The following is an 18,162-nucleotide window of genomic DNA, read 5'->3' on the forward strand; positions in this document are numbered from 1 at the left end:
GTTGGTACTGCACGGAAGCGCGCTGTCGGTACTACTGCTCACGATCCCTCACCTCCCGAAGGTCATCCACCACAAGGGGTGGGCACTGCATCAGCCAACCGGGAACCATACTCCGTCCGGGTGGGCTGCTGACAACTGCGTCGAAGTCACGTCACAGGTCGCAGCGATGGCGCGAACGCGAAAGCGGACCAGTCGACTAATTCGGGCACCCGGAAAGGACGCCACTCGGGGGGTCGATCCACCGATCGTCACCTACTCCGTCGGAGACGCGTAACCCGGCGGCATTCCCGCTCACTCGTTGCGGGGTAAACAATCCCAGGACCGCAGCGCCTCGGCCAAACCGGCCGTGAGCGCTCCATTTCGATCGAGTGTGGCGAAAGTCGCACCGTCGGCCCAGATTGCGTCCGCGGCGTCGTCACCAGCGGAAAGCACCCATTCATTGGTCCGGCAGGAGTAGTCGAGGATCTCGAAGGTCCCGCGCGGAGCGGGTCGCTCGACCCGGCCGATGAGATCACCGACCGTGACGACGAGCCCGGTTTCCTCGAAAACCTCGCGCCGTACCGCCGAATGATCGGTTTCTCCGTGCTCCACCCGGCCCCCGGGTATCGACCACTTGCCCCTACCAGGATCATTGGCCCGTTTGACCAGGCACAACCTGCCTCGGGGGTCAAAAATGAGAGCTCCGACGCAGCGGATCACGGGATTCTCAGATACGATCATCAACACGGAGGGTAGTTGGTCCGGGCCTGCCCGGAAACGACTGACCCAAGTGCGGTACAAAGCTGCCGTAATGGGGCGGAGTGCGGTACAACGGATCAGCAGGCGCCTGTGCTACTCAAGGGCTTTTTCGGACGGGGTGCGTCACAGTGAACATGAAGAAAATCCTCACCTGGGCAGTGGTTGCTTTCCTCCTGTTCTTCTTGTTTTCCGCGCCGGACCAAGCCAGCAATGTCGTGAACGGCATCCTGGCCAGTCTTCGTGGGGCTGCAGAAGCTGTCATCACCTTCATGCAGAACCTCTTCCAGGGATAAGGCGAGAATCGCGGGGAGGCGGGTGCGTTGTTCGCTCCTAGGGATCCCGACGAGTACCTGCTGGACTCCGAACGCCGGGTGATCCGGGTTCGGCGTCACTGGGCCAGCTTGGTGTGGGACCTGTTCGAGGCGGCGGGGTTGCTCGTCGGACTCGTGCTGGTGTCGTACCTGCTGCCCGCCGGCAGCTCCTGGCTGTTCCAGAACATCCTCTGGTACGCCGGTCTTGTCGTGCTGATCCGCTTCGCTTACCAGGTTCTCGACTGGTACGTGGAGCGCATCGTGGTGACCGACAAGAGATTCTTGATGACGAAGGGGATCTTCACCACCAACGTGGCGATGATGCCGGTCACCAAGGTCACCGACCTGACCTTCCACCGCTCGCTGATGGGTCGGATGTTCGGGTACGGCACGCTGATCGTCGAGTCAGCGGGCCAGATCCAGGCGCTCAACCGGATCGAGTACGTCCCCAACCCGACCGAGGTCGAGGACGCGATCTCGGGTCTGGTGTTCGGTGACAAGAAGGGCCAGCAGCAGGACCGCTTCTCCATGCTCAAGGCCCGCCGCGCAGCGGTGGGCAAGCGGAAAGCGGCGAAGCTCTAACCACTGTCTCCGTGATCGCCTTGCTTGGCGGTGCGGGCAGCGGAACCTGACACGTCGTCCGGCCTCCGGGCGCCACGACTGATGTATGCCAATACACGGCGTCGTGCCGTCCTCACCCGGACGACGTGTCAGAACCCGGGCGGTGCCAGTTGCTCAGGCGCTCCTGTCGCCTCGCGGCTGCGCCGCTTGCGGGCAGTCCCGAACTCCGATGCGTTGGCGTCGCGTGGCCGGGATCACCGGCGCGAGGCATCCTCGCGGCCGGTCATGGGTCACACTGAGGTGTGCTCATCGACCTGCACGCGCATTCCACCGAGTCAGACGGGACCGACACACCGGCCGAGCTGGTGGCGACCGCGGTCGCTGCCGGGCTGGACGCGGTCGCGATCACCGACCACGACACCACCGCCGGATGGGCGGAAGCCGAACGCGCCGTGCGCGAACTCGGCCGTCCCGGAACGTTCCGGTTGGTCCCGGGCGCGGAGCTGTCGTGCTCCAGCCCCGACGGTCGTGGTGGCAGGGTCACGGTTCACCTGCTGGCCTACCTGTTCAACCCCTCGTCCCCCGCGCTGGTGCGCGAGCAGGCGCGACTGCGCGCCGAGCGCCGCGAGCGGTTGCACCAGATGGCCCACCAGATGGCCTCCGACGGCTTCCCGATCGACCCCGAGGCGATCATGGCCGGGCTGCCGCCGGACTCGCCGGGCGGGCGCCCGCACCTGGCGCGCGCGCTGGTCGCGGCCGGCACGGTCGCCAGCGTCGACGAAGCCTTCGCGAAGTACCTCAGCAGCAGCGGCAGCTACTACCTGCCGCGCACCGACACGCCCGTGCACCGGGCCATCGACATGATCTCCGAGGCGGGCGGCGCGACCGTGCTGGCGCACCCCTTCGCCCACAAGCGGGGTCCGGTGGTCAACGCCGAGGTGGTCGCCGAACTGGCCGATCACGGGCTCGCCGGGGTCGAGATCGACCACCCCGACCACGACGAGCCCACCAGGGCGAAGCTGCGCGAGCTGTCCGCCGAGCTGGACCTGGTCCCCACCGGCAGCAGCGATTACCACGGCACCAACAAGACGATCCGGATCGGCCAGGAGACCACGGACCCCGACTCGTTGGAGCGAATCATCGCCCGCTGCACCGGGAGCAAGGTCATCAGCTGACCTGCCGGTCGGCCGTTCTGCGTAGTGTTGTCGGCGTGCAGCAGCAGCTCGGCCTGGAAGGCATTCCCGGGAAACTCGTGCGGGTCACCCCAGCCCGCCTGTCGACGTGGGCGGGATGCCCTCGCCGGTACCGCATGACCTACCTCGACAGACCCGCGCCCAAGCGCGGAGGGCCGTGGGCCAACGCCACGCTCGGCGCGGTCGTGCACAACGCGCTGAAGGCCTACTTCGAGCTGCGCCCGGACAAGCGCACCCCGCAGCGAGCGGAGCTGCTGGTGCACCGGCACTGGAAGTCCGACGGCTTCGCCGACGCCGACCAGGCCGCCGAGCACCGACGACGCGCGCAGCGCTGGGTCCACGACTACGTGGCGGAGCTGCCCGCCGACTTCACCCCGGTGGCCGTCGAGCGCTGGGTGTCGGCGCCGGTCGGCGAGATCATCGCCGAGGGCCGGGTGGACCGCGTCGACGAGCGGGACGGCGAGCTCGTGGTCGTCGACTACAAGACCGGCAGGCACGGGCTGAGGGTCGACGACGCGAAGAACTCGCTGGCACTGGGCTTGTACGCGCTCGCGGTGCGCACAACGCTGCGCCGGCCGTGCAACCGGGTTGAGCTGCACCACCTGCCGACGGGTACGGTCGCGGCCTGGGATCACACCGCCGAGTCCCTCGACGGACTCCGGGAACGCGCCGAAACGCTGGCGGGTGAGCTCCAGGAGGCAACCGACGCACTGGAATCCGCGTCCCCGGGCTCCAGCACCGTTGCGGAGACGGCGTTTCCGGTCAGGACCGGACCGCACTGCTCCTGGTGCGATTTCCGGGCACACTGCACCGAGGGACAGCAGGCCGCACCGGATCTGCGACCCTGGTCGCTGCTGGGGGACGGATGAGCTTTCGACCGGAGGACGGGCCGATGCACGCACCAGCCCCGCAACGCCGAACACCGCCCCGCACAAGGCACATGCCGCCGGGCGACGGTGCACGCCGGATGCCGCCGCCCCGCCCGCGCCGCGCGGCCCCCGAGGCCCCGCGCAACCGCCCGCACCGCCACGAACTCGCCCGGTCCCGCCAGGTGAGCACCGCGGGAACCACCCTGCGCAGCTTCACCGGTGCGCTGGCGATGGGGTCCCTGGTGCTGGCGCTGGTCCTGATCGGCGTCCAGTTCTGGGCCACCTCGCACGGGCAGCAGGGGCCGGGTGTCGCCTCGGTGATCTCGCAGGTCGTCGCGGGTCTCATCGCCGTCGCGCTGCAGACCTACGCCGACCGCAACCGCGATCGCAACGGCGGCCTGGCCGTGGTCGGGGTGCTGGTCGTGGTGCTGGGATCGCTCTGGTTCTGGTGGTGGTGACGGTCTAGGACCGCCACCCGGTCCGAAGGGCCTTCCGCGTGCGGGAGGCCCTTTTTCGCGGTCAGCGCAGCGCGACCAGGGTGTCCCCGCGCTGTTCCAGCACGACCGGTCCCACCGAGTTGAGCCGGACCGGGCCGGTGTGGTCGCCGCGGTCGACGGGGATGACGCGCTCGCGGACACCGGTCACCGGGTCGAGGACGGCCATGCCGCCCTGCACCGGCATCACCAGCCGGTTCGCCAGCGAGGTCCCCGCTCCCAGCGTGTCCGGGACGGTCCACAGCGGGTCGAGGGTCTTCGGGTCCAGCGCGATCGTGTCCGCGCCGGTGTGCCAGTAGATGCGGCGCCCGATGGCGGTGCTCTCCACCCGCACGTTGTCGTCGCCGGCGAGGGGACCGGTGCGGACCGGGTGGGTGGCGACCACGCGGCCGGTGTTGTCGAACAGCACCAGCTGCGGGGCGTCGCGCATGACCACGGCGACGCGCTCCTCGGTCACGGCCACCACCGAGGCGTCCCGGCTGCCGAGGGAGACGCTGAAGATCTCCTCGGGCTTCTCGTCGTCCTCGGGATGGGTCTTGATCGCGGTGACCCGGCCCGTCTCGCCGGGGCAGTTCTCGATGGCGGCCGCGCGCTCGTGCCCGACCGCGATCGAGGAGTAGGTGCAGTCCGGGCGCTCGATGTTGTTGTTCGGGTTCTTCAGCTGCGGCGGGATGCCGAACTGCTGAGTGCGCACCAGGTCGGAGCGCCAGGTCTCGAAGGAGCGGCGGCCGGTGGCGGTCAGGTAGGTGCCGTCGCCGAGCAGCCGGGTGCCGAACTCGGCGTCGGTGTTGCGCTGCGGGCCGCGCTCACCGGTGGGCCCTCGCAGCGAGGTCACCTCGCTGCAGTTATCGGACTTGGCGAAGACCGCGATGGCCCGGTCCCACTCGGTGCCGATCGTGCACAGCGGGATGTCGCGCGCGTAGCGCCAGGCGACCCGGCCGGTCAGCGGGTCGTGGCCGAGGACCTCGTTGCCGTTGCCGGTGACCACGGCCGGTGCGGCGATCACCGGCACCGGGGTCGCCGCGCTCGGCGCACGCCAGATCTCGTGCAGGGCGCCCGGAACCGAGGTCGGCACGGGTGGTTTCGCCAGCGGCTCGGCCGCGGTCTCCGAGATCGTCGCCCGGGCGTCGCTGTTGAACCACAGCACGCCCGAGCCGATGAGCGCGGCCACCACGATCACCGCGACCGCGACCAGGTCGCCCCGAGTGCGCCGCTCCGGCCGGACCAAACCAACTCCCCCAAAGTCATCGACGGGCTCCCGGCCCGGAGCTTACCCGCGCTCGGGAAAGGGCCCTGACACGAAGAAATCTCGACCCCCTGAGGAGGTCGAGATTTCCGGGTGTTCGCAGGTCAGGCGTTGTCGGTGGACTCCGAGGAGCCCTCGCCGCCACGACGGCGACGACGACGGCGCGGACGGTCGCCCGCGTCGGCCGAACCGGACTCGGCGGCGGCCGGGGCCTCCGACTGCTGCGCGCCGACCTCGGCGTTGACGTCGTCACCGCTGCGGGTGCGACGGCGGTTGCGGCGCCGGGTCGGGCGGGTCTCGGCGTCGGAGTCCTGCCGGGCACCGCTGGTCGGCTCGCCACCGCCCTCGGACTTGCCGCCGCGGGTGCGGCGCCGGTTGCGGCGCGGGCGCTTGGCCTCGCCCGACTCGCCCTCCGGCTCGGCGTCCAGGCCGGCGCGCGTGCGCTTGGCCAGCGGAAGCCGCCCGGTGACGTCGGTCGGGATGCTCAGGTCGGTGAACAGGTGCGCCGAGGTGGAGTAGGTCTCCACCGGCTCCGGCTTGCCCAGGCCGAGGGTGTCGCTGATCATCTTCCAGCGCGGTTCCTCGTCCCAGTCGACCAGCGTGATCGCCACGCCCTCGCGACCCGCGCGGCCGGTGCGGCCGATGCGGTGCACGTAGGTCTTCTCGTCGTCCGGGCACTGCAGGTTGATCACGTGCGTCACGCCGGCCACGTCGATGCCGCGAGCCGCGACGTCGGTGGCGACGAGGATGTCGACCTTGCCGGAGCGGAACGCGCGCAACGCCTTCTCCCGGGCGCCCTGGCCCAGGTCGCCGTGCACGGCACCGGCGGCGAAGCCGCGCTCGGTGAGCTCGTCGGCCAGCTTCTGCGCCTGCCGCTTGGTGCGGCTGAAGACCATCGCGAGACCGCGATCCTCGGCCTGCAGCGCCTTGGCGATCAGCTCGGACTTGTCCATCGAGTGCGCGCGGTAGATGAACTGCCGGGTGCGCTCGTGCACCGCGCCCTCGTCGGCCTGCTCGGCGCGGATGTGCGTCGGCCGGGTCATGAAGGTGCGGGCCAGGGTCAGGATCGGTCCGGGCATGGTCGCCGAGAACAGCATGGTCTGCCGCTGCTCGGGAACCATCCGCAGGATCCGCTCGATGTCGGGCAGGAAGCCCAGGTCGAGCATCTCGTCGGCCTCGTCGAGCACGAGCGTGGAGACCTTGCCCAGCACCAGGTGGCGCTGCTCGGCCAGGTCCAGCAGGCGGCCCGGGGTGCCGATGACCACGTCGACACCGTTGCGCAGCGCGGAGATCTGCTCCTCGTACGGGCGGCCGCCGTAGACGGCGAGGGTCCGCACGCCCAGGTGCTTGCTCGCGTCGGTGAGGTCGCGGGTGACCTGCAAGCACAGCTCGCGGGTCGGGACCACGATCAGGGCCTGCGGGGTGCCGTCGCCGGCACCGCCCACGCGGTGCAGCAGCGGGACGCCGAAGCCCAGGGTCTTGCCGGTTCCGGTGCGGGCCTGACCGATGAGGTCTTCGCCGCGCATCGCCAGCGGGAGCGTCAGCTCCTGGATCGCGAAGGTCCGCTCGATGCCGCCGTCGTTGAGCGCCTTGACGATGTCCGGGTGGACGTCGAGCTTGGCGAACGTCGGCGGGAGGTGCTCTTCGGTGGGCTCGGCCGCGGGACTGCTCGAGATGTCGGGGGCGCCGCCCCCGGTCTGATCTTCGAGGCCGCCAGGGGCCTGGGTGTTCGTGAACGTCAGAATGATCGCCTCTCTCGGTACCTGCGCGCGTTCCTCCCGGTTCGGGCCGATCCCGTGGCGACGTCCTCCCGGCACACGGCGGCCGCCGTTTCGCGGCTGCTCGGAGTGCTCGTGGTCACCGACGTAATGGTGCGCGCCTTCGTTTCGCTACAGCGGCGAGTACCCCGCTGGCTGGTTCGTTGTCTCTTCGGCATCGCATGCGCGCCAAGGCCGTCGAGCCGTTCGCTCGAGCCGCGTCGCGCCGACATGTCCGGGGCCGTCTCGCTCGGGCGCCCGTCGCCCGGTGACGTTTCGGGGAGCCGACCCCACGGTGTTCGACCGCGTCGTCTGGACGCCGATTGCTCCTCCGAGTTCGAGGATACCTGTTCTTCAGCCAAAACTGACGTGGCGCGTATAACTCGGGCGTGCCGACGGTTACGCTCGCAGCCATGAACGAGGCTGACCAGCGGGCCACCATGCCGGGTGAAAGTGACGAACGTTACCAGGAAGGCGTCGTGGACCTGCTCGCGGCGCTGGCCTACGGCGAGCTCTCGGCGTTCGACCGCCTCGCCGAGGACGCGCGCACCGCGCCGACGCTGACCGGCCGAGCGGCGCTGTCGAGCATGGCGGCGGCCGAGATCGGCCACTACCGGATGCTGGAGCAGGCGCTGGCCGCGCGCGGGGTCGCGGTCGACGAGGCCATGCAGCCCTTCGCCCAGCCCTTCGAGGCGTTCAACTCCTCCACGGCGCCGCACTCGTGGCTGGAATCGCTGGTCAAGGCCTACGTCGGGGACGGGCTGGCCGCGGACTTCTACCGCGAGGTCGCCGAGTGGCTGGAGGCCGACACGCGCGAGCTGGTGCTGACGGTGCTGGCCGACACCGGCCACTCCGCGTTCGCCGAGCGCGAGGTGCAGGCGGCCTGCGCCGACGACCGCTCGCTGCGCGACAAGCTGACGCTGTGGGGACGCCGCCTGCTGGGCGAGGCGATCACCCAGGCCCAGCACGTGGTCGCCGAGCGCGACGCGCTGGCCGAGCTGATCATCAAGGGCTCGGGGGACCTCACCGGGATAGGCGCGATGTTCCGCCGCCTGCAGAGCAACCACACCAAGCGCATGGGCCGGCTCGGCCTGGGCTGATTCGCTCTTAGCGAATGGGCAGATCCAGTGCCTCGCCGGGTGGCTGGGATAGCCTTGCGCAGTCACATCGTTTCTAGTGCCCTACGGAGGTTCGGCGTGGAGGTCAAGATCGGCGTCGTGGACAGTCCGCGCGAGCTGACGGTCGACAGCGGGCAGTCCCCGCAGGAGATCGAGTCGCTGGTCTCCGACGCGCTGAAGAACGAGGCGAGCGTGCTGGCGCTGGACGACAGCAAGGGGCGGCGCATCATCATCCCGTCGACCAAGATCGCCTACATCGAGATCGGTCCGGCGGACGTGCCGCGCGTGGGCTTCGGGGTCGGCTGACGCCCGATTCGAGCTGGTCGAGGGGCATCCCGGGTTTCCGGGGTGCCCCTCGACGCGTGTCAGCCGAGCTCGTCGTCGGGGACGACCTCCAGGTAGGTCTCGTCGAGCAGGTCGAGGTTCTCGTCCGGGTCGAGGACCAGCCCGGCCGAGCGCAGCACGCCGTCGATGCCCGACCAGATGACCTGCGCCAGGTAGGTGGTGAGGTCGTCGCGGCTCATCGTCTGCCGGTCCAGCCACCAGTCACCGCTGGCCTGCACGAGACCGACCAGGCCGTGGCTCCACACCTCGACACCGCCGGAGTCCAGGCCCAGCGCGCGCATGTAGCGGCCGAGCAGCCTGGCCAGCGAGTTGGCGATGACGGTCTTCTCGTTGGACACCGGGTCGCTGGCGACGGGCCGGTCGGTGAAGTTGCGCTGCACGACGAACCGGTAGAGGTCCGGGTACTCCTCGATGAGGCCCAGGTAGGCGTCGAGCAGCCGCCGGATGAGCTCGTTGGCGGAGCCGTTGATCTTGAACAGCGGCCGGAGCCGCTGCATCAGCAGGTCGGTGCCCCACTCGCCGACGGCGACGTAGAGGTCGCTCTTGTCGCTGAAGTGCCGGTAGAGCACGGGTTTGCTGACGCCGGCCTCGGCGGCGATGTCGTCCATGCCGACTTCGGCGCCGTGCTCGCCGATCGCGCGCACGGCCGCTTGGACGAGTTCGGCGCGCCGGGCCAGCCGGTGCTCGCGCCACCGCTCCTTGCGGGCGTCGCCCTTGTGCTCGTCGTTTCGGGCAGCCTTGACATGCCGGGCACTGTGACTCACGCTACCTGAGGTTACTGTTACCACCGGTAACACGCAATCTTGATGGAGCGGAATTGCAGACGGTTACTCCCGCCGAGTTCACCACCAGCGACGGCGCCCGGCTGCGGCTGATCGACGAGGGCCCCGCGGACGCCCCGGTCACCGCGGTGTTCGTGCACGGCTGGACGCTGAGCAAGCACACCTGGGACCGCGTCGCCGCCGGACTGCCCGCCGCGGCCGGGCGCAACGTGCGGACGCTGCGCTACGACCTGCGCGGTCACGGCGGCAGCCGTCCGGCCAGACCCGGTGACGCCACCATCCGCCGTTGCGCGGACGACCTCGCCGAGCTCATCGCCGACCGCGTGCCCGAGGGCGAGCTCGTGCTGGCCGGGCACTCGATGGGCGGCATGACGATCATGGCGCTCGTCGAGCAGCACCCGCAGGTGTTCGACCGCGTGCGCGGGGTCGCGCTCGTGGCGACCTCCTCGGGCAACCTCGCCGAGCCCGGCTTCGGCCTGCCCAAGCCCGGTGCGGACGTCTTCAACGCCGGTGAGCGGGTGCTCCGGCGCTACCTGGCGGGTGCCCAGGGGCAGCGGGTCAGCGGTGCCTCCGGCTGGCTGCGACCGGGTGTCCGCTGGCTGCTGTTCGGCAAGCGGCCCCAGCGCGACGACGTGGCGGCCACCGCGTCCTGGCTGGCCGGGTGCCACCCGGTGAACATGGCCGGCTATCGCGAGTCGCTCGCCGCCCACGAGCGCGCCGAGGCCCTGTCGAGGCTCGACGGCATCCCGACCCTGATCTTCGCGGGCGGCTCGGACCGCCTCACCCCGCCCGACCACGCGGAGAAGATCGCCGAGGAGCTGCCGAGCGCCGGGTTCTACCTCTACCCGGGAGCGGGCCACATGCTCCCGCTGGAGCGCACGGAGGAACTCACCGCACGCCTGGCCACGCTGCTCTGACGTCACCCGACCAGGGGGGTTTCGATTTCGCGAAGTTCGAACCCCCCTGCTCGGGAACGGCTCTGACCTGCACGGACACGCCCGGGTGCGAGAGGCAGGTTGGACCTCGTCGGGTCAGGGCGTCTGGAGGGGGAAGCCCGCCAGGCCCTTCCAGGCGAGGGTCGACATCAGGTTGACGGCCTCGTCGCGGGGGATCTTCTGCTGCTCGTCGAGCCAGTCGCGGGCGGTGACCTGGGCGAGGCCCACGAGCCCGACCGCGAGGAGGCGGGCTCGGGCGGCGTCCAGCCCGGCGTCGGCCGTCACGGCTTCGGTGATCGCGTCGATGCAGCCGGAGAGCGAGTTCTCGACGGCCTTCTCCACCGCGGGCTCACCGCGCAGGTCGGATTCGAACACGAGGCGGAAGGCCTGGTCCTCGCTGGCGACGAACTCGTAGAACGCGCCGATGGCCGCGCGCACGCGCAGCTTGTTGTCGGCGGTCGATTCTATCGCCGTGCGGACCCGGCGGACGAGCTCGTTGCCGTGGGTCTCCAGCAGCGCCAGGTACAGCTCCAGCTTGCCGGGGAAGTGCTGGTAGAGGACCGGTTTGCTCACTCCCGCGCGCTCGGCGATGTCGTCCATCGCCGCAGCGTGGTAACCGTTGTGCACGAACACGTACTGCGCAGCTTCGAGCAGCTGCGCCCGGCGCGCGTCGCGCGGCAACCGGATCCCCTTGTTCGGCTGCGCGGTCCCGGTCATCCTCGCCTCTTCCTTCCGCCGCGATCGGTGGCCATGCAGCCCCCAAACTTCCCCGACTCTACTCGCCAGTAAAGCCGCTTACCGCAATCCGTCCGGTTCGGACTGCATCCTGTACCGATGACGACGCGTGCGACCGACGTGAACCTGCACCGGCCTGCGAGGCGGAACCGGCTGGATCGCGACGCCCTGACGCGGGTGCCGCTGGCCGACGGCCTCCCCGCGCTGGATCCCCACCTGCGTCCTCCGGAGGGTCGCAGGATAGACCTGCCCGCGGCCGAGGACTCCGGTACGGCCTGGTTGCACGTCCGCGAGACGGAGGGGCCGCCCGGCGCGGAGACCGCCGTTCACCTGCACGGGCTCGCCGGGTCGTCGACGAACTGGACCGACCTGGCCGCCCAGATGTCCGGTCACCTGCGCAGCGTCGCGGTGGACCTGCCCGGTTTCGGCCGCTCGCAGCCTCCGGCGGGCTTCGGCTACACGCGGCAGGAGAACGCCGACCTGATCATCCGGCTGCTGACCGAGCTGCGTGCCGGAGCTGTGCACCTGACCGGCAACTCCTTCGGCGCGGCCGTGGCCATCGAGGTCGCCGTGCGGCGTCCTGACCTGGTCAGCACGCTGACGGTGATCTCCCCGGCGATGCCGGACCTGCGTCCGAGCCCGAGCCGGATCTCCGATCCGCGGCTGGCCCTGGCCCTGCTGCCGGTCGTCGGACCGCCCACTCGCCGCAGGCTCGCGGAGGTCACCCCGAGGGAACGCGCCGAGCAGCTGGTCCGGGTGTGCTTCGCCGAGCCGGACCGGGTCCCGCCGCACCGCCTGGACGAGGCGGCGGAGGAGTTCGCCGAGCGCGCGAGCTTGCCGTGGGCCACCGCGGCGCTGGCTCGCACGACCGTGGAGCTGATGCGCTCCTGGGTCACGCCGCCGGCGCGCTCGCTGTGGCGGTTGCTGCCCAGGGTCGGCGCGCCCGCACTGGTGATCTGGGGTGACAACGATCGGGTGGTTTCAGTCCGCAAGGCACCACGCACGGCGACGCTGCTGCCGCGTGGACGGCTGCTCGTGCTGCCGCGCACCGGTCACGTCGCCCAGTTGGAACGCCCTGCGATGGTGGCGCGCGCCATCCTGGGGCTCGCGCTGTCCGACACCTGGTGAAAGGCGCTCTTACGCAACAAGGGTGATCTTTTCGGCGGTGCTCACCCCTAGTGGTCGGTGTGACGGAGTTGGCTGGTCGGGCTGTGGCACGCTATTGGGGTGAACCGCCCGCCGCAGCCCTCCAGCGACTCCGTGGAAGACCGCCATCCGGCGGACCGTTCCGCGCGTGAGTCGCGTGGTCTGGCGGACCGGTCGCGGCGGCGAGGTGAAGCACCCGGGGACGAGCCGCTGGCCGCCTCCTGGACGCCCGAGCCGCCGCAGGGCAACTACCGCGCCAGGCACCGCAAGAGCGTCCTGGGCCGCTACGGATGGCGGGTCTACGCGCTGCCGCTGCTGGTGGTCATCACCGCGCTCGCGGTGCTGCAGACCGTGCGCCCGGGCGATGTCAACGCCGCGCTGACCGGGCCGCCGCCGATCGCCGAGCAGGGGCCGGGCGAGCCGATCGTCCGCGAGGCGCCGCCGAGCCAGACCTTCCCGGTCAACATGTTCTCCGCCGACCTGCCTCCCGGCGGTCCGATCCCGGAGACCGGTGCCCGCACCTTCCAGGTGCTGCCCGGCACGTCCCCGGTCGTGGGCTCCGGGCAGCTCTACCGCTACAGCGTGGAGCTGGAGGTCGGCGTGCAGCTGCCCGACCCCAACGCCGAGTTCGGCAACCTGGTGCAGACGACCCTGTCGGACCCGCGCAGCTGGACGAACCCGGAGGCGGGCGGCATCTCGCTGCAGCGGGTCGACTCCAGCGGTCCGCGCCCGGACTTCCGGGTGATCCTGGTCAGCCAGCAGACGGCCCGCGAGGCCTGCGACTACACCGCGGGCGTGCCCTACGACAGCTCGTGCCGCAAGGGCGACATGGTCTACATCAACGCGGCCCGGTGGGTGCGCGGCGCGGTGTCGTTCGAAGGTGACATCGGCAACTACCGCCGCTACGCCATCAACCATGAGGTCGGCCACGTCTTCGCCAACAAGCACGTCGGCTGCCCGGGTCAGGGAGCGCTGGCGCCGGTGATGATGCAGCAGACCTTCAGCGTCGCCAACAACGAGCTGCACGACCTCAACCAGGTCGCCGACCAGGGCACGACGATCGACGCGAACGGTTTCGTCTGCCGCCCGAACGCCTGGCCGTTCCCGGTCGCGCCCGGCTTCTAGGCGCGGCGTCCCGCGAGCCGGCCGCCGTCCCGGATGCTGGGAGTAGTTTGGGTTGGGGAATCGGATCGTTCAGGCTTGCGTTGCAGATTCCGTGTTGCCTTCGAGTCAACACGTGGACGCTTTTGAGGCACCGGCCGCTCTCGCAGCGAGCGGTGCCGCCACCAGAGGAGGAGCTGGGAATGTCCGGCGCAACGTCGCTACCGCCGCTGGTCGAGCCGGCGTCGGAGCTGACCAAGGAAGAGGTCGCGCGCTACAGCCGCCACCTGATCATCCCGGACGTCGGGATGGACGGGCAGAAGCGGCTGAAGAACGCCAAGGTCCTGGTGGTCGGCGCCGGCGGGCTCGGTAGCCCGGCGCTTCTGTACCTGGCCGCGGCCGGGGTCGGCACGCTCGGCATCGTCGAGTTCGACGAGGTCGACGAGTCGAACCTGCACCGCCAGGTCATCCACGGGCAGTCCGACCTGGGCCGCCCGAAGGCGGAGTCGGCCAAGGACTCCATCGCCGAGGTCAACCCCTACGTCCAGGTCAACCTGCACCAGACGCACCTGACCTCGGACAACGCCCTCGACATCTTCCGCGACTACGACCTGATCCTGGACGGCACGGACAACTTCGCCACCAGGTACTTGGTCAACGACGCCGCCGTGCTGCTGGGCAAGCCGTACGTGTGGGGTTCGATCTTCCGCTTCGAGGGCCAGGCCAGCGTGTTCTGGGCCGAGCACGGGCCGCAGTACCGCGACCTCTACCCCGAGCCGCCGCCGCCCGGCATGGTGCCGTCGTGCGCCGAGGGCGGCGTGCTGGGCGTGCTGTGCGCCTCCATCGGTTCGATCATGGTCAACGAGGCCATCAAGCTGATCACCGGCATCGGTGAGACGCTGCTGGGCCGGCTGATGATCTACGACGCGCTGGAGATGAGCTACCGCACCGTCAAGATCCGCAAGGACCCGAACGCCGACCCGATCAACGAGCTGATCGACTACGAGGCGTTCTGCGGGGTGGTCTCCGACGACGCGCAGAACGCCGCGGCGAACAGCACCATCACGCCGCAGGAGCTCAAGGACATGTTCGATCGGGGCGAGAAGTTCGAGCTGATCGACGTCCGGGAACCGCACGAGTACGAGATCGTCAAGATCGACGGCTCGAAGCTGATCCCCAAGGACCGCATCCTGTCCGGTGAGGCGCTGTCCGAGCTGCCGCAGGACCGCAAGATCGTCCTGCACTGCAAGTCCGGTGGCCGTTCCGCCGAGGCGCTGGCGGCGCTGCACAAGGCCGGCTTCGCCGACGCCGTGCACGTCGGTGGCGGTGTGCTGGGCTGGGCCAACCAGGTCGACAAGAGCCTGCCGACCTACTGATCGAAGTCACGCCAGAGCGGTGCACCGGTTCCGAGGAACCGGTGCACCGCTCTTCGCGCACGAGAACCGCTAGATGCGGAGCGCCTGCTGCCCAATCCGCGATCTTCGAGGTAGCGTCTGGCGCGTGAGTGCTACGCCGGAGCCGCCACCGCCGCACGTGTGCGCGGCGTTCGGCGCGCGTGTCGAAGAGCCCGAGGCGCTGGAGGGCGCGGTCGCGTGGCGTTGCGGCGAGATCGTGCTCAAGCCGGCCGCCAACACCGCCGAAGCCGCGTGGGTCGCGCAGACCCTCGACGTGCTGGAACCCGACGACGTCCGGATCTCGCGTCCGGTCCGCTCGACCGACGGCCGCTGGGTGGTCTCGGGCTGGTCCGCCAGCCGCGACGTCATGGGCCGTCCCGAGCCGCGGCACGACGAGGTCGTGGCGATGTCGCTGCGGCTGCACGCGGCCAGCAGGTTCCTGTCCCGGCCGCGGTTCCTGCAGCTGCGCCAGGACATCTACGCGCTGTCCGACCGGATGGCGTGGGGCGAGGAGGACTACGCGCTGCCGCAGGAGAAGGGCGGCAGGCTCTACGACGTGCTGGCCGGTTCGCGGCGCCCGGTGCAGCTGCAGGCGCAGGTCGTGCACGGCGACCTGTTCGGCAACGTGCTCTTCGCAGGCGGCGCCTCGCCCGGGGTGATCGACTTCAACGCCTACTGGCGGCCCGCCGAGTGGGCCGCGGCCGTGGTGGTCGTGGACTCGCTGGCCTGGGGCGGAGCCGATCCGGCGATCGTGGAGCGCTGGTCGCACCTGACCGACTGGCCGCAGGCGCTGCTGCGCGCCCTGCTGTTCCGGCTCGCGGTGCACGCGCTGCACCCTCGCTCATCGGCGAAGACGCTGACGGGCTTGGAGCGCGCGTCGAAGGTCGTGCTCGAAGTCCTGTGACGGGCTTCGCCTCGGTCCGCGCGGGTGGTTGTGTGACGATGGGCGCGTGCAGGACGTTCTGAGCGGTTTCACGGTCGGGATCACGGCGGAGCGCAAGGCCGAGGAGATCGGCAACTTGCTGGCCCGCCGGGGTGCTCGCGTGCTGTTCGGCGCCGCGATGCACACGGTTCCGCTGCCGGAGGACGGCGAGCTCGCCGACGCCACCGAGCGGGTGCTCTCGGCCCCGGTGGACTTCGTCGTGGCGATCACCGGCATGGGTTTCCGGGGCTGGTTCGAGGCCTCGGGCGAGGCTCTCCTGGCGCACCTCGGCGATGCCCGGGTGATGGCGCGGGGCGCGAAGGCCAAGGGCGCGGTGCGCGGGGCCGGACTGCGCGAGGAGTGGACCTCGCCGAGCGAGGAATCCGCCGAGATCCTCGACTACCTGCTGGAACAGGGCGTGGCGGGCAAGCGGGTCGTGCTGCAGGTCCACGGCGACCCGATGCTCGAGTTCCGCCGCGCGCTCACCGAAGCCGGCGCCGAGGTCGTGCCGGTCACCGTCTACCGCTGGACCGACCCGGTCGAGCTGGACCCGCTGGACCGCCTCATCGACGCGGTCGTCGCGGGCGAGGTGGACGCCCTGCCGTTCACCAGCGCTCCCGCCGCCACCAACTTCCTGGCCCGCGCCGACCGCACCGACCGGGGCGAGGCGCTCCGAAAGGCGCTGCGCGACAACGTCCTCATCGCCTGCGTCGGTCCGGTCACCGCCGCCCCCATCGCCAAAGCCGCTCTGCCCCACGAGATCCCGGACCGAGCCCGCACCGCGGCCCTGGTCCGCCTCATCACCGACGAGCTCCCCCACCGCAACACCTGACCCGTTCCAACCTCCCGCGAAGCCCGACGTCACCAGGAATGGTCGCTTCGCGGAGAGGCTCTGGCCTCGGCGGACACGCGGGGGTGTCGTCCTTCGGGTGAGGGGTCAGCGGGACCAGCGGTAGTGGCGCATGTTGATCTTGCCGTCCTGGACCAGGACGCCTTCGGCTCGGAGGAGTTCGAGCTGCCGGTGGCGGATGTGGTCGGCGACGGTGCCGTTGGAGCGCAGCACGCGGTGCCAGGGCAGGTCGGCGGTGTCCTCGGACATGATGCGCCCGACGAGCCGCGCGGACCGGAGACCGGCGAGCTCGGCGACGTCGCCGTAGGAGAGCACTCGCCCAGGGGGGATCGACGCGACCACGGCCCGGACCCGCTCGAACGTCTCCTCATCCACGCACCGAAAGCTACCGCACGGCCGAGCGGTCCCGGTCGCTTCGCGGACGGTCCTGCCCGAACAGTCCATGATCGATGTCGCTCTCGCCGGGTCGATCCGGGCCAGAACAGGAACGGCCCGCCCCGGGTGGGAGGGGCGGGCCGTCGCCTGCGGGGACCGAGCGTCAGCCCTGGAAGCCGGCGACGATCTTGGAGAAGTCCCAGTCCTGCTGGTCGATGCCGCTGCAGGAGTCCACGGCGCCGCCGCTGCACGGGCGGTCGCGGTTGACCGACCAGAAGGTGAAGCGGCCGAGGCCCTTCTCCTTGGCGTAGTCGGCCATCTTCTGGAACGCGGCCTGGTCGACGAGCTCGCCCTCGACGTCGGTCTTGCCGTTCATCGACGAGATGCCGGAGTGCGCGTAGGCGTCGGCGTCGCTGTAGCCGAAGCCGGCCTTGAGCGCTTCCTTGAGGCCCTCGGTCGCGGAGATGGTGTCCGCGGCCATGTCGGAGCCGTTGAAGTCGAACGGCATCTGCGTCCACACGTCGATGTTCGCGCCGACCTCGGCGGCCTTGGCGAACATCGCCTTGCCGTTGTCGTTCGGGCCGGTGGTGGTGGTCGGGAAGGTGACCACGGTCAGCAGGCCGGGGTTGGCCTCCTTGACGATCTTCAGCGCTTCGACGACCTCGTCGCGGGAGGCCTGGTTCTCGAACTCGGTGGCCTCGATGTCGATGTCGATGGCCTTGAGCCCGTAGGCGTCGATCACCTTCTGGTAGGCGCCGGCCAGCTGCTGGGCGTCGCCGCACACCTCGCTGAGCTTGGTGCCGGAGTAGCCGCCGATGGACGGGATCACGTCGCCGCCGGCGCCGCGGATCGCGTCGATGGTGGCCTTGTCCTGGCCGTCCAGCGGGCGCTGACCGTCCCAAGCGGGGTTGCAGCCGCCGTCTGAATTGATGAAGGCGAGGGTGAAGTCCTTGATGCCGGTCGCGTTCATGACATCGGCGGGCGCGGGCGGGCTGCCCCAGCCGTTGTACAGGTACGGCGAGGCGGCGACCGGGCTCGTGGCGGCGCTGGGTTCCTCGGCGCTGAGCGCCGGGGCCGCGCCGAGGGCCAACGTGCCGAGGACGGCGGCGCCGGCGAGCAGGCTCGTGCGGATCTTGCTCACGCTTCCTCCTTCTTCGGGGTTGCGTCGCGCGATCGGGGCTGCGCGAATTCGCAGGTCACGGGCGGGGGAGGCCCGCGATGGGAGGAAATCTGCCAGACCGCAAAATTGGTTTGTACCACCAAACGTCGGAGCGCGATCCCAGCATTCAC

At 70.3% G+C, this 18,162-nt stretch carries 20 protein-coding genes; 13 read left to right on the forward strand and 7 right to left on the reverse strand.

Annotated elements, in window-relative coordinates; genetic code table 11:
• Nucleotides 1–291 precede the first annotated feature (291 nt).
• Entirely contained in the window at nucleotides 292–720 is a 429-nt protein-coding gene (locus E1202_RS25180) for an NUDIX domain-containing protein (RefSeq protein ID WP_235876472.1), read from the reverse strand.
• Nucleotides 721–866: 146 nt separating this feature from the next.
• Here E1202_RS25180 and E1202_RS31570 point away from each other — a divergent pair, with 146 nt between their 5' ends.
• The 5 genes from E1202_RS31570 (at nucleotide 867) to E1202_RS25200 (ending at nucleotide 4,130) form a co-directional block, all read left to right on the forward strand.
• Complete coding sequence (locus E1202_RS31570) at nucleotides 867–1,031, forward strand: cytochrome c family protein (RefSeq protein ID WP_165939939.1); 165 nt, start codon at nucleotides 867–869, stop codon at nucleotides 1,029–1,031.
• A gap of 27 nt (nucleotides 1,032–1,058) precedes the next feature.
• The gene (locus E1202_RS25185; RefSeq protein WP_132685609.1) at nucleotides 1,059–1,631 is read left to right on the forward strand and encodes a PH domain-containing protein; all 573 of its coding nucleotides are present in this window, start codon (nucleotides 1,059–1,061) and stop codon (nucleotides 1,629–1,631) included.
• A 281-nt stretch (nucleotides 1,632–1,912) separates the two neighbouring features.
• Nucleotides 1,913–2,785 (forward strand): PHP domain-containing protein, encoded by an 873-nt coding sequence (locus E1202_RS25190; protein ID WP_132685610.1) that lies wholly within the window; start codon nucleotides 1,913–1,915, stop codon nucleotides 2,783–2,785.
• A gap of 35 nt (nucleotides 2,786–2,820) precedes the next feature.
• Complete coding sequence (locus E1202_RS25195) at nucleotides 2,821–3,672, forward strand: RecB family exonuclease (protein ID WP_132685611.1); 852 nt, start codon at nucleotides 2,821–2,823, stop codon at nucleotides 3,670–3,672.
• A 98-nt stretch (nucleotides 3,673–3,770) separates the two neighbouring features.
• On the forward strand, nucleotides 3,771–4,130 hold the full coding sequence (locus E1202_RS25200; protein ID WP_132685612.1) for a hypothetical protein: 360 nt from the start codon (nucleotides 3,771–3,773) through the stop codon (nucleotides 4,128–4,130).
• Between the two features lie 61 nt (nucleotides 4,131–4,191).
• Here the strand turns inward: E1202_RS25200 and E1202_RS25205 are convergent, their stop codons facing one another.
• The gene (locus tag E1202_RS25205; protein ID WP_132685613.1) at nucleotides 4,192–5,394 is read right to left on the reverse strand and encodes an Rv3212 family protein; all 1,203 of its coding nucleotides are present in this window, start codon (nucleotides 5,392–5,394) and stop codon (nucleotides 4,192–4,194) included.
• A 122-nt stretch (nucleotides 5,395–5,516) separates the two neighbouring features.
• The gene (locus tag E1202_RS25210; protein WP_207918908.1) at nucleotides 5,517–7,088 is read right to left on the reverse strand and encodes a DEAD/DEAH box helicase; all 1,572 of its coding nucleotides are present in this window, start codon (nucleotides 7,086–7,088) and stop codon (nucleotides 5,517–5,519) included.
• 494 nt (nucleotides 7,089–7,582) lie between these two features.
• On the opposite strand from E1202_RS25210, the gene E1202_RS25215 reads away from it, so the two are divergent.
• Entirely contained in the window at nucleotides 7,583–8,269 is a 687-nt protein-coding gene (locus E1202_RS25215) for a ferritin-like fold-containing protein (RefSeq protein WP_132685614.1), read from the forward strand.
• 96 nt (nucleotides 8,270–8,365) lie between these two features.
• Nucleotides 8,366–8,593: a DUF3107 domain-containing protein gene (locus E1202_RS25220; protein WP_132672916.1), complete on the forward strand. Its 228-nt coding sequence runs from the start codon at nucleotides 8,366–8,368 to the stop codon at nucleotides 8,591–8,593.
• Nucleotides 8,594–8,652: 59 nt separating this feature from the next.
• On the opposite strand, the gene E1202_RS25225 is transcribed toward E1202_RS25220, so the two are convergent.
• Complete coding sequence (locus tag E1202_RS25225; protein ID WP_132685615.1) at nucleotides 8,653–9,396, reverse strand: TetR/AcrR family transcriptional regulator; 744 nt, start codon at nucleotides 9,394–9,396, stop codon at nucleotides 8,653–8,655.
• A gap of 53 nt (nucleotides 9,397–9,449) precedes the next feature.
• Here E1202_RS25225 and E1202_RS25230 point away from each other — a divergent pair, with 53 nt between their 5' ends.
• The gene (locus E1202_RS25230; RefSeq protein ID WP_132685616.1) at nucleotides 9,450–10,331 is read left to right on the forward strand and encodes an alpha/beta fold hydrolase; all 882 of its coding nucleotides are present in this window, start codon (nucleotides 9,450–9,452) and stop codon (nucleotides 10,329–10,331) included.
• Between the two features lie 114 nt (nucleotides 10,332–10,445).
• Here E1202_RS25230 and E1202_RS25235 read toward each other — a convergent pair whose 3' ends face one another.
• A complete protein-coding gene (locus tag E1202_RS25235; RefSeq protein WP_132685617.1) occupies nucleotides 10,446–11,066 on the reverse strand; it encodes a TetR/AcrR family transcriptional regulator in 621 nt (206 codons plus the stop codon).
• 117 nt (nucleotides 11,067–11,183) lie between these two features.
• On the opposite strand from E1202_RS25235, the gene E1202_RS25240 reads away from it, so the two are divergent.
• The 5 genes from E1202_RS25240 to E1202_RS25260 all read left to right on the forward strand — a co-directional run bounded on the left by E1202_RS25240 (nucleotide 11,184) and on the right by E1202_RS25260 (nucleotide 16,479).
• On the forward strand, nucleotides 11,184–12,212 hold the full coding sequence (locus E1202_RS25240; RefSeq protein WP_165943977.1) for an alpha/beta fold hydrolase: 1,029 nt from the start codon (nucleotides 11,184–11,186) through the stop codon (nucleotides 12,210–12,212).
• Nucleotides 12,213–12,311: 99 nt separating this feature from the next.
• Nucleotides 12,312–13,355 (forward strand): DUF3152 domain-containing protein, encoded by a 1,044-nt coding sequence (locus E1202_RS25245; RefSeq protein WP_235878991.1) that lies wholly within the window; start codon nucleotides 12,312–12,314, stop codon nucleotides 13,353–13,355.
• Between the two features lie 179 nt (nucleotides 13,356–13,534).
• Nucleotides 13,535–14,707, forward strand: a complete 1,173-nt coding sequence (gene moeZ, locus E1202_RS25250; protein WP_132685618.1) for an adenylyltransferase/sulfurtransferase MoeZ — start codon at nucleotides 13,535–13,537, stop codon at nucleotides 14,705–14,707.
• A 124-nt stretch (nucleotides 14,708–14,831) separates the two neighbouring features.
• Nucleotides 14,832–15,629, forward strand: coding sequence for a TIGR02569 family protein (locus E1202_RS25255; protein ID WP_235878992.1), 798 nt, complete (start codon nucleotides 14,832–14,834; stop codon nucleotides 15,627–15,629).
• Between the two features lie 46 nt (nucleotides 15,630–15,675).
• A complete protein-coding gene (locus tag E1202_RS25260) occupies nucleotides 15,676–16,479 on the forward strand; it encodes a uroporphyrinogen-III synthase (protein ID WP_132685620.1) in 804 nt (267 codons plus the stop codon).
• A 105-nt stretch (nucleotides 16,480–16,584) separates the two neighbouring features.
• Here the strand turns inward: E1202_RS25260 and E1202_RS25265 are convergent, their stop codons facing one another.
• Nucleotides 16,585–16,872 carry an MGMT family protein gene (locus E1202_RS25265; RefSeq protein WP_132685621.1) on the reverse strand — a complete coding sequence of 96 codons (288 nt, stop codon included), beginning with the start codon at nucleotides 16,870–16,872 and terminating at the stop codon, nucleotides 16,585–16,587.
• Between the two features lie 163 nt (nucleotides 16,873–17,035).
• Nucleotides 17,036–18,013 carry a chitinase gene (locus E1202_RS25270; RefSeq protein ID WP_132685622.1) on the reverse strand — a complete coding sequence of 326 codons (978 nt, stop codon included), beginning with the start codon at nucleotides 18,011–18,013 and terminating at the stop codon, nucleotides 17,036–17,038.
• Nucleotides 18,014–18,162: the final 149 nt, after the last annotated feature.

Source organism: Saccharopolyspora karakumensis, assembly GCF_004349225.1.
Lineage (GTDB): Bacteria > Actinomycetota > Actinomycetes > Mycobacteriales > Pseudonocardiaceae > Saccharopolyspora > Saccharopolyspora endophytica.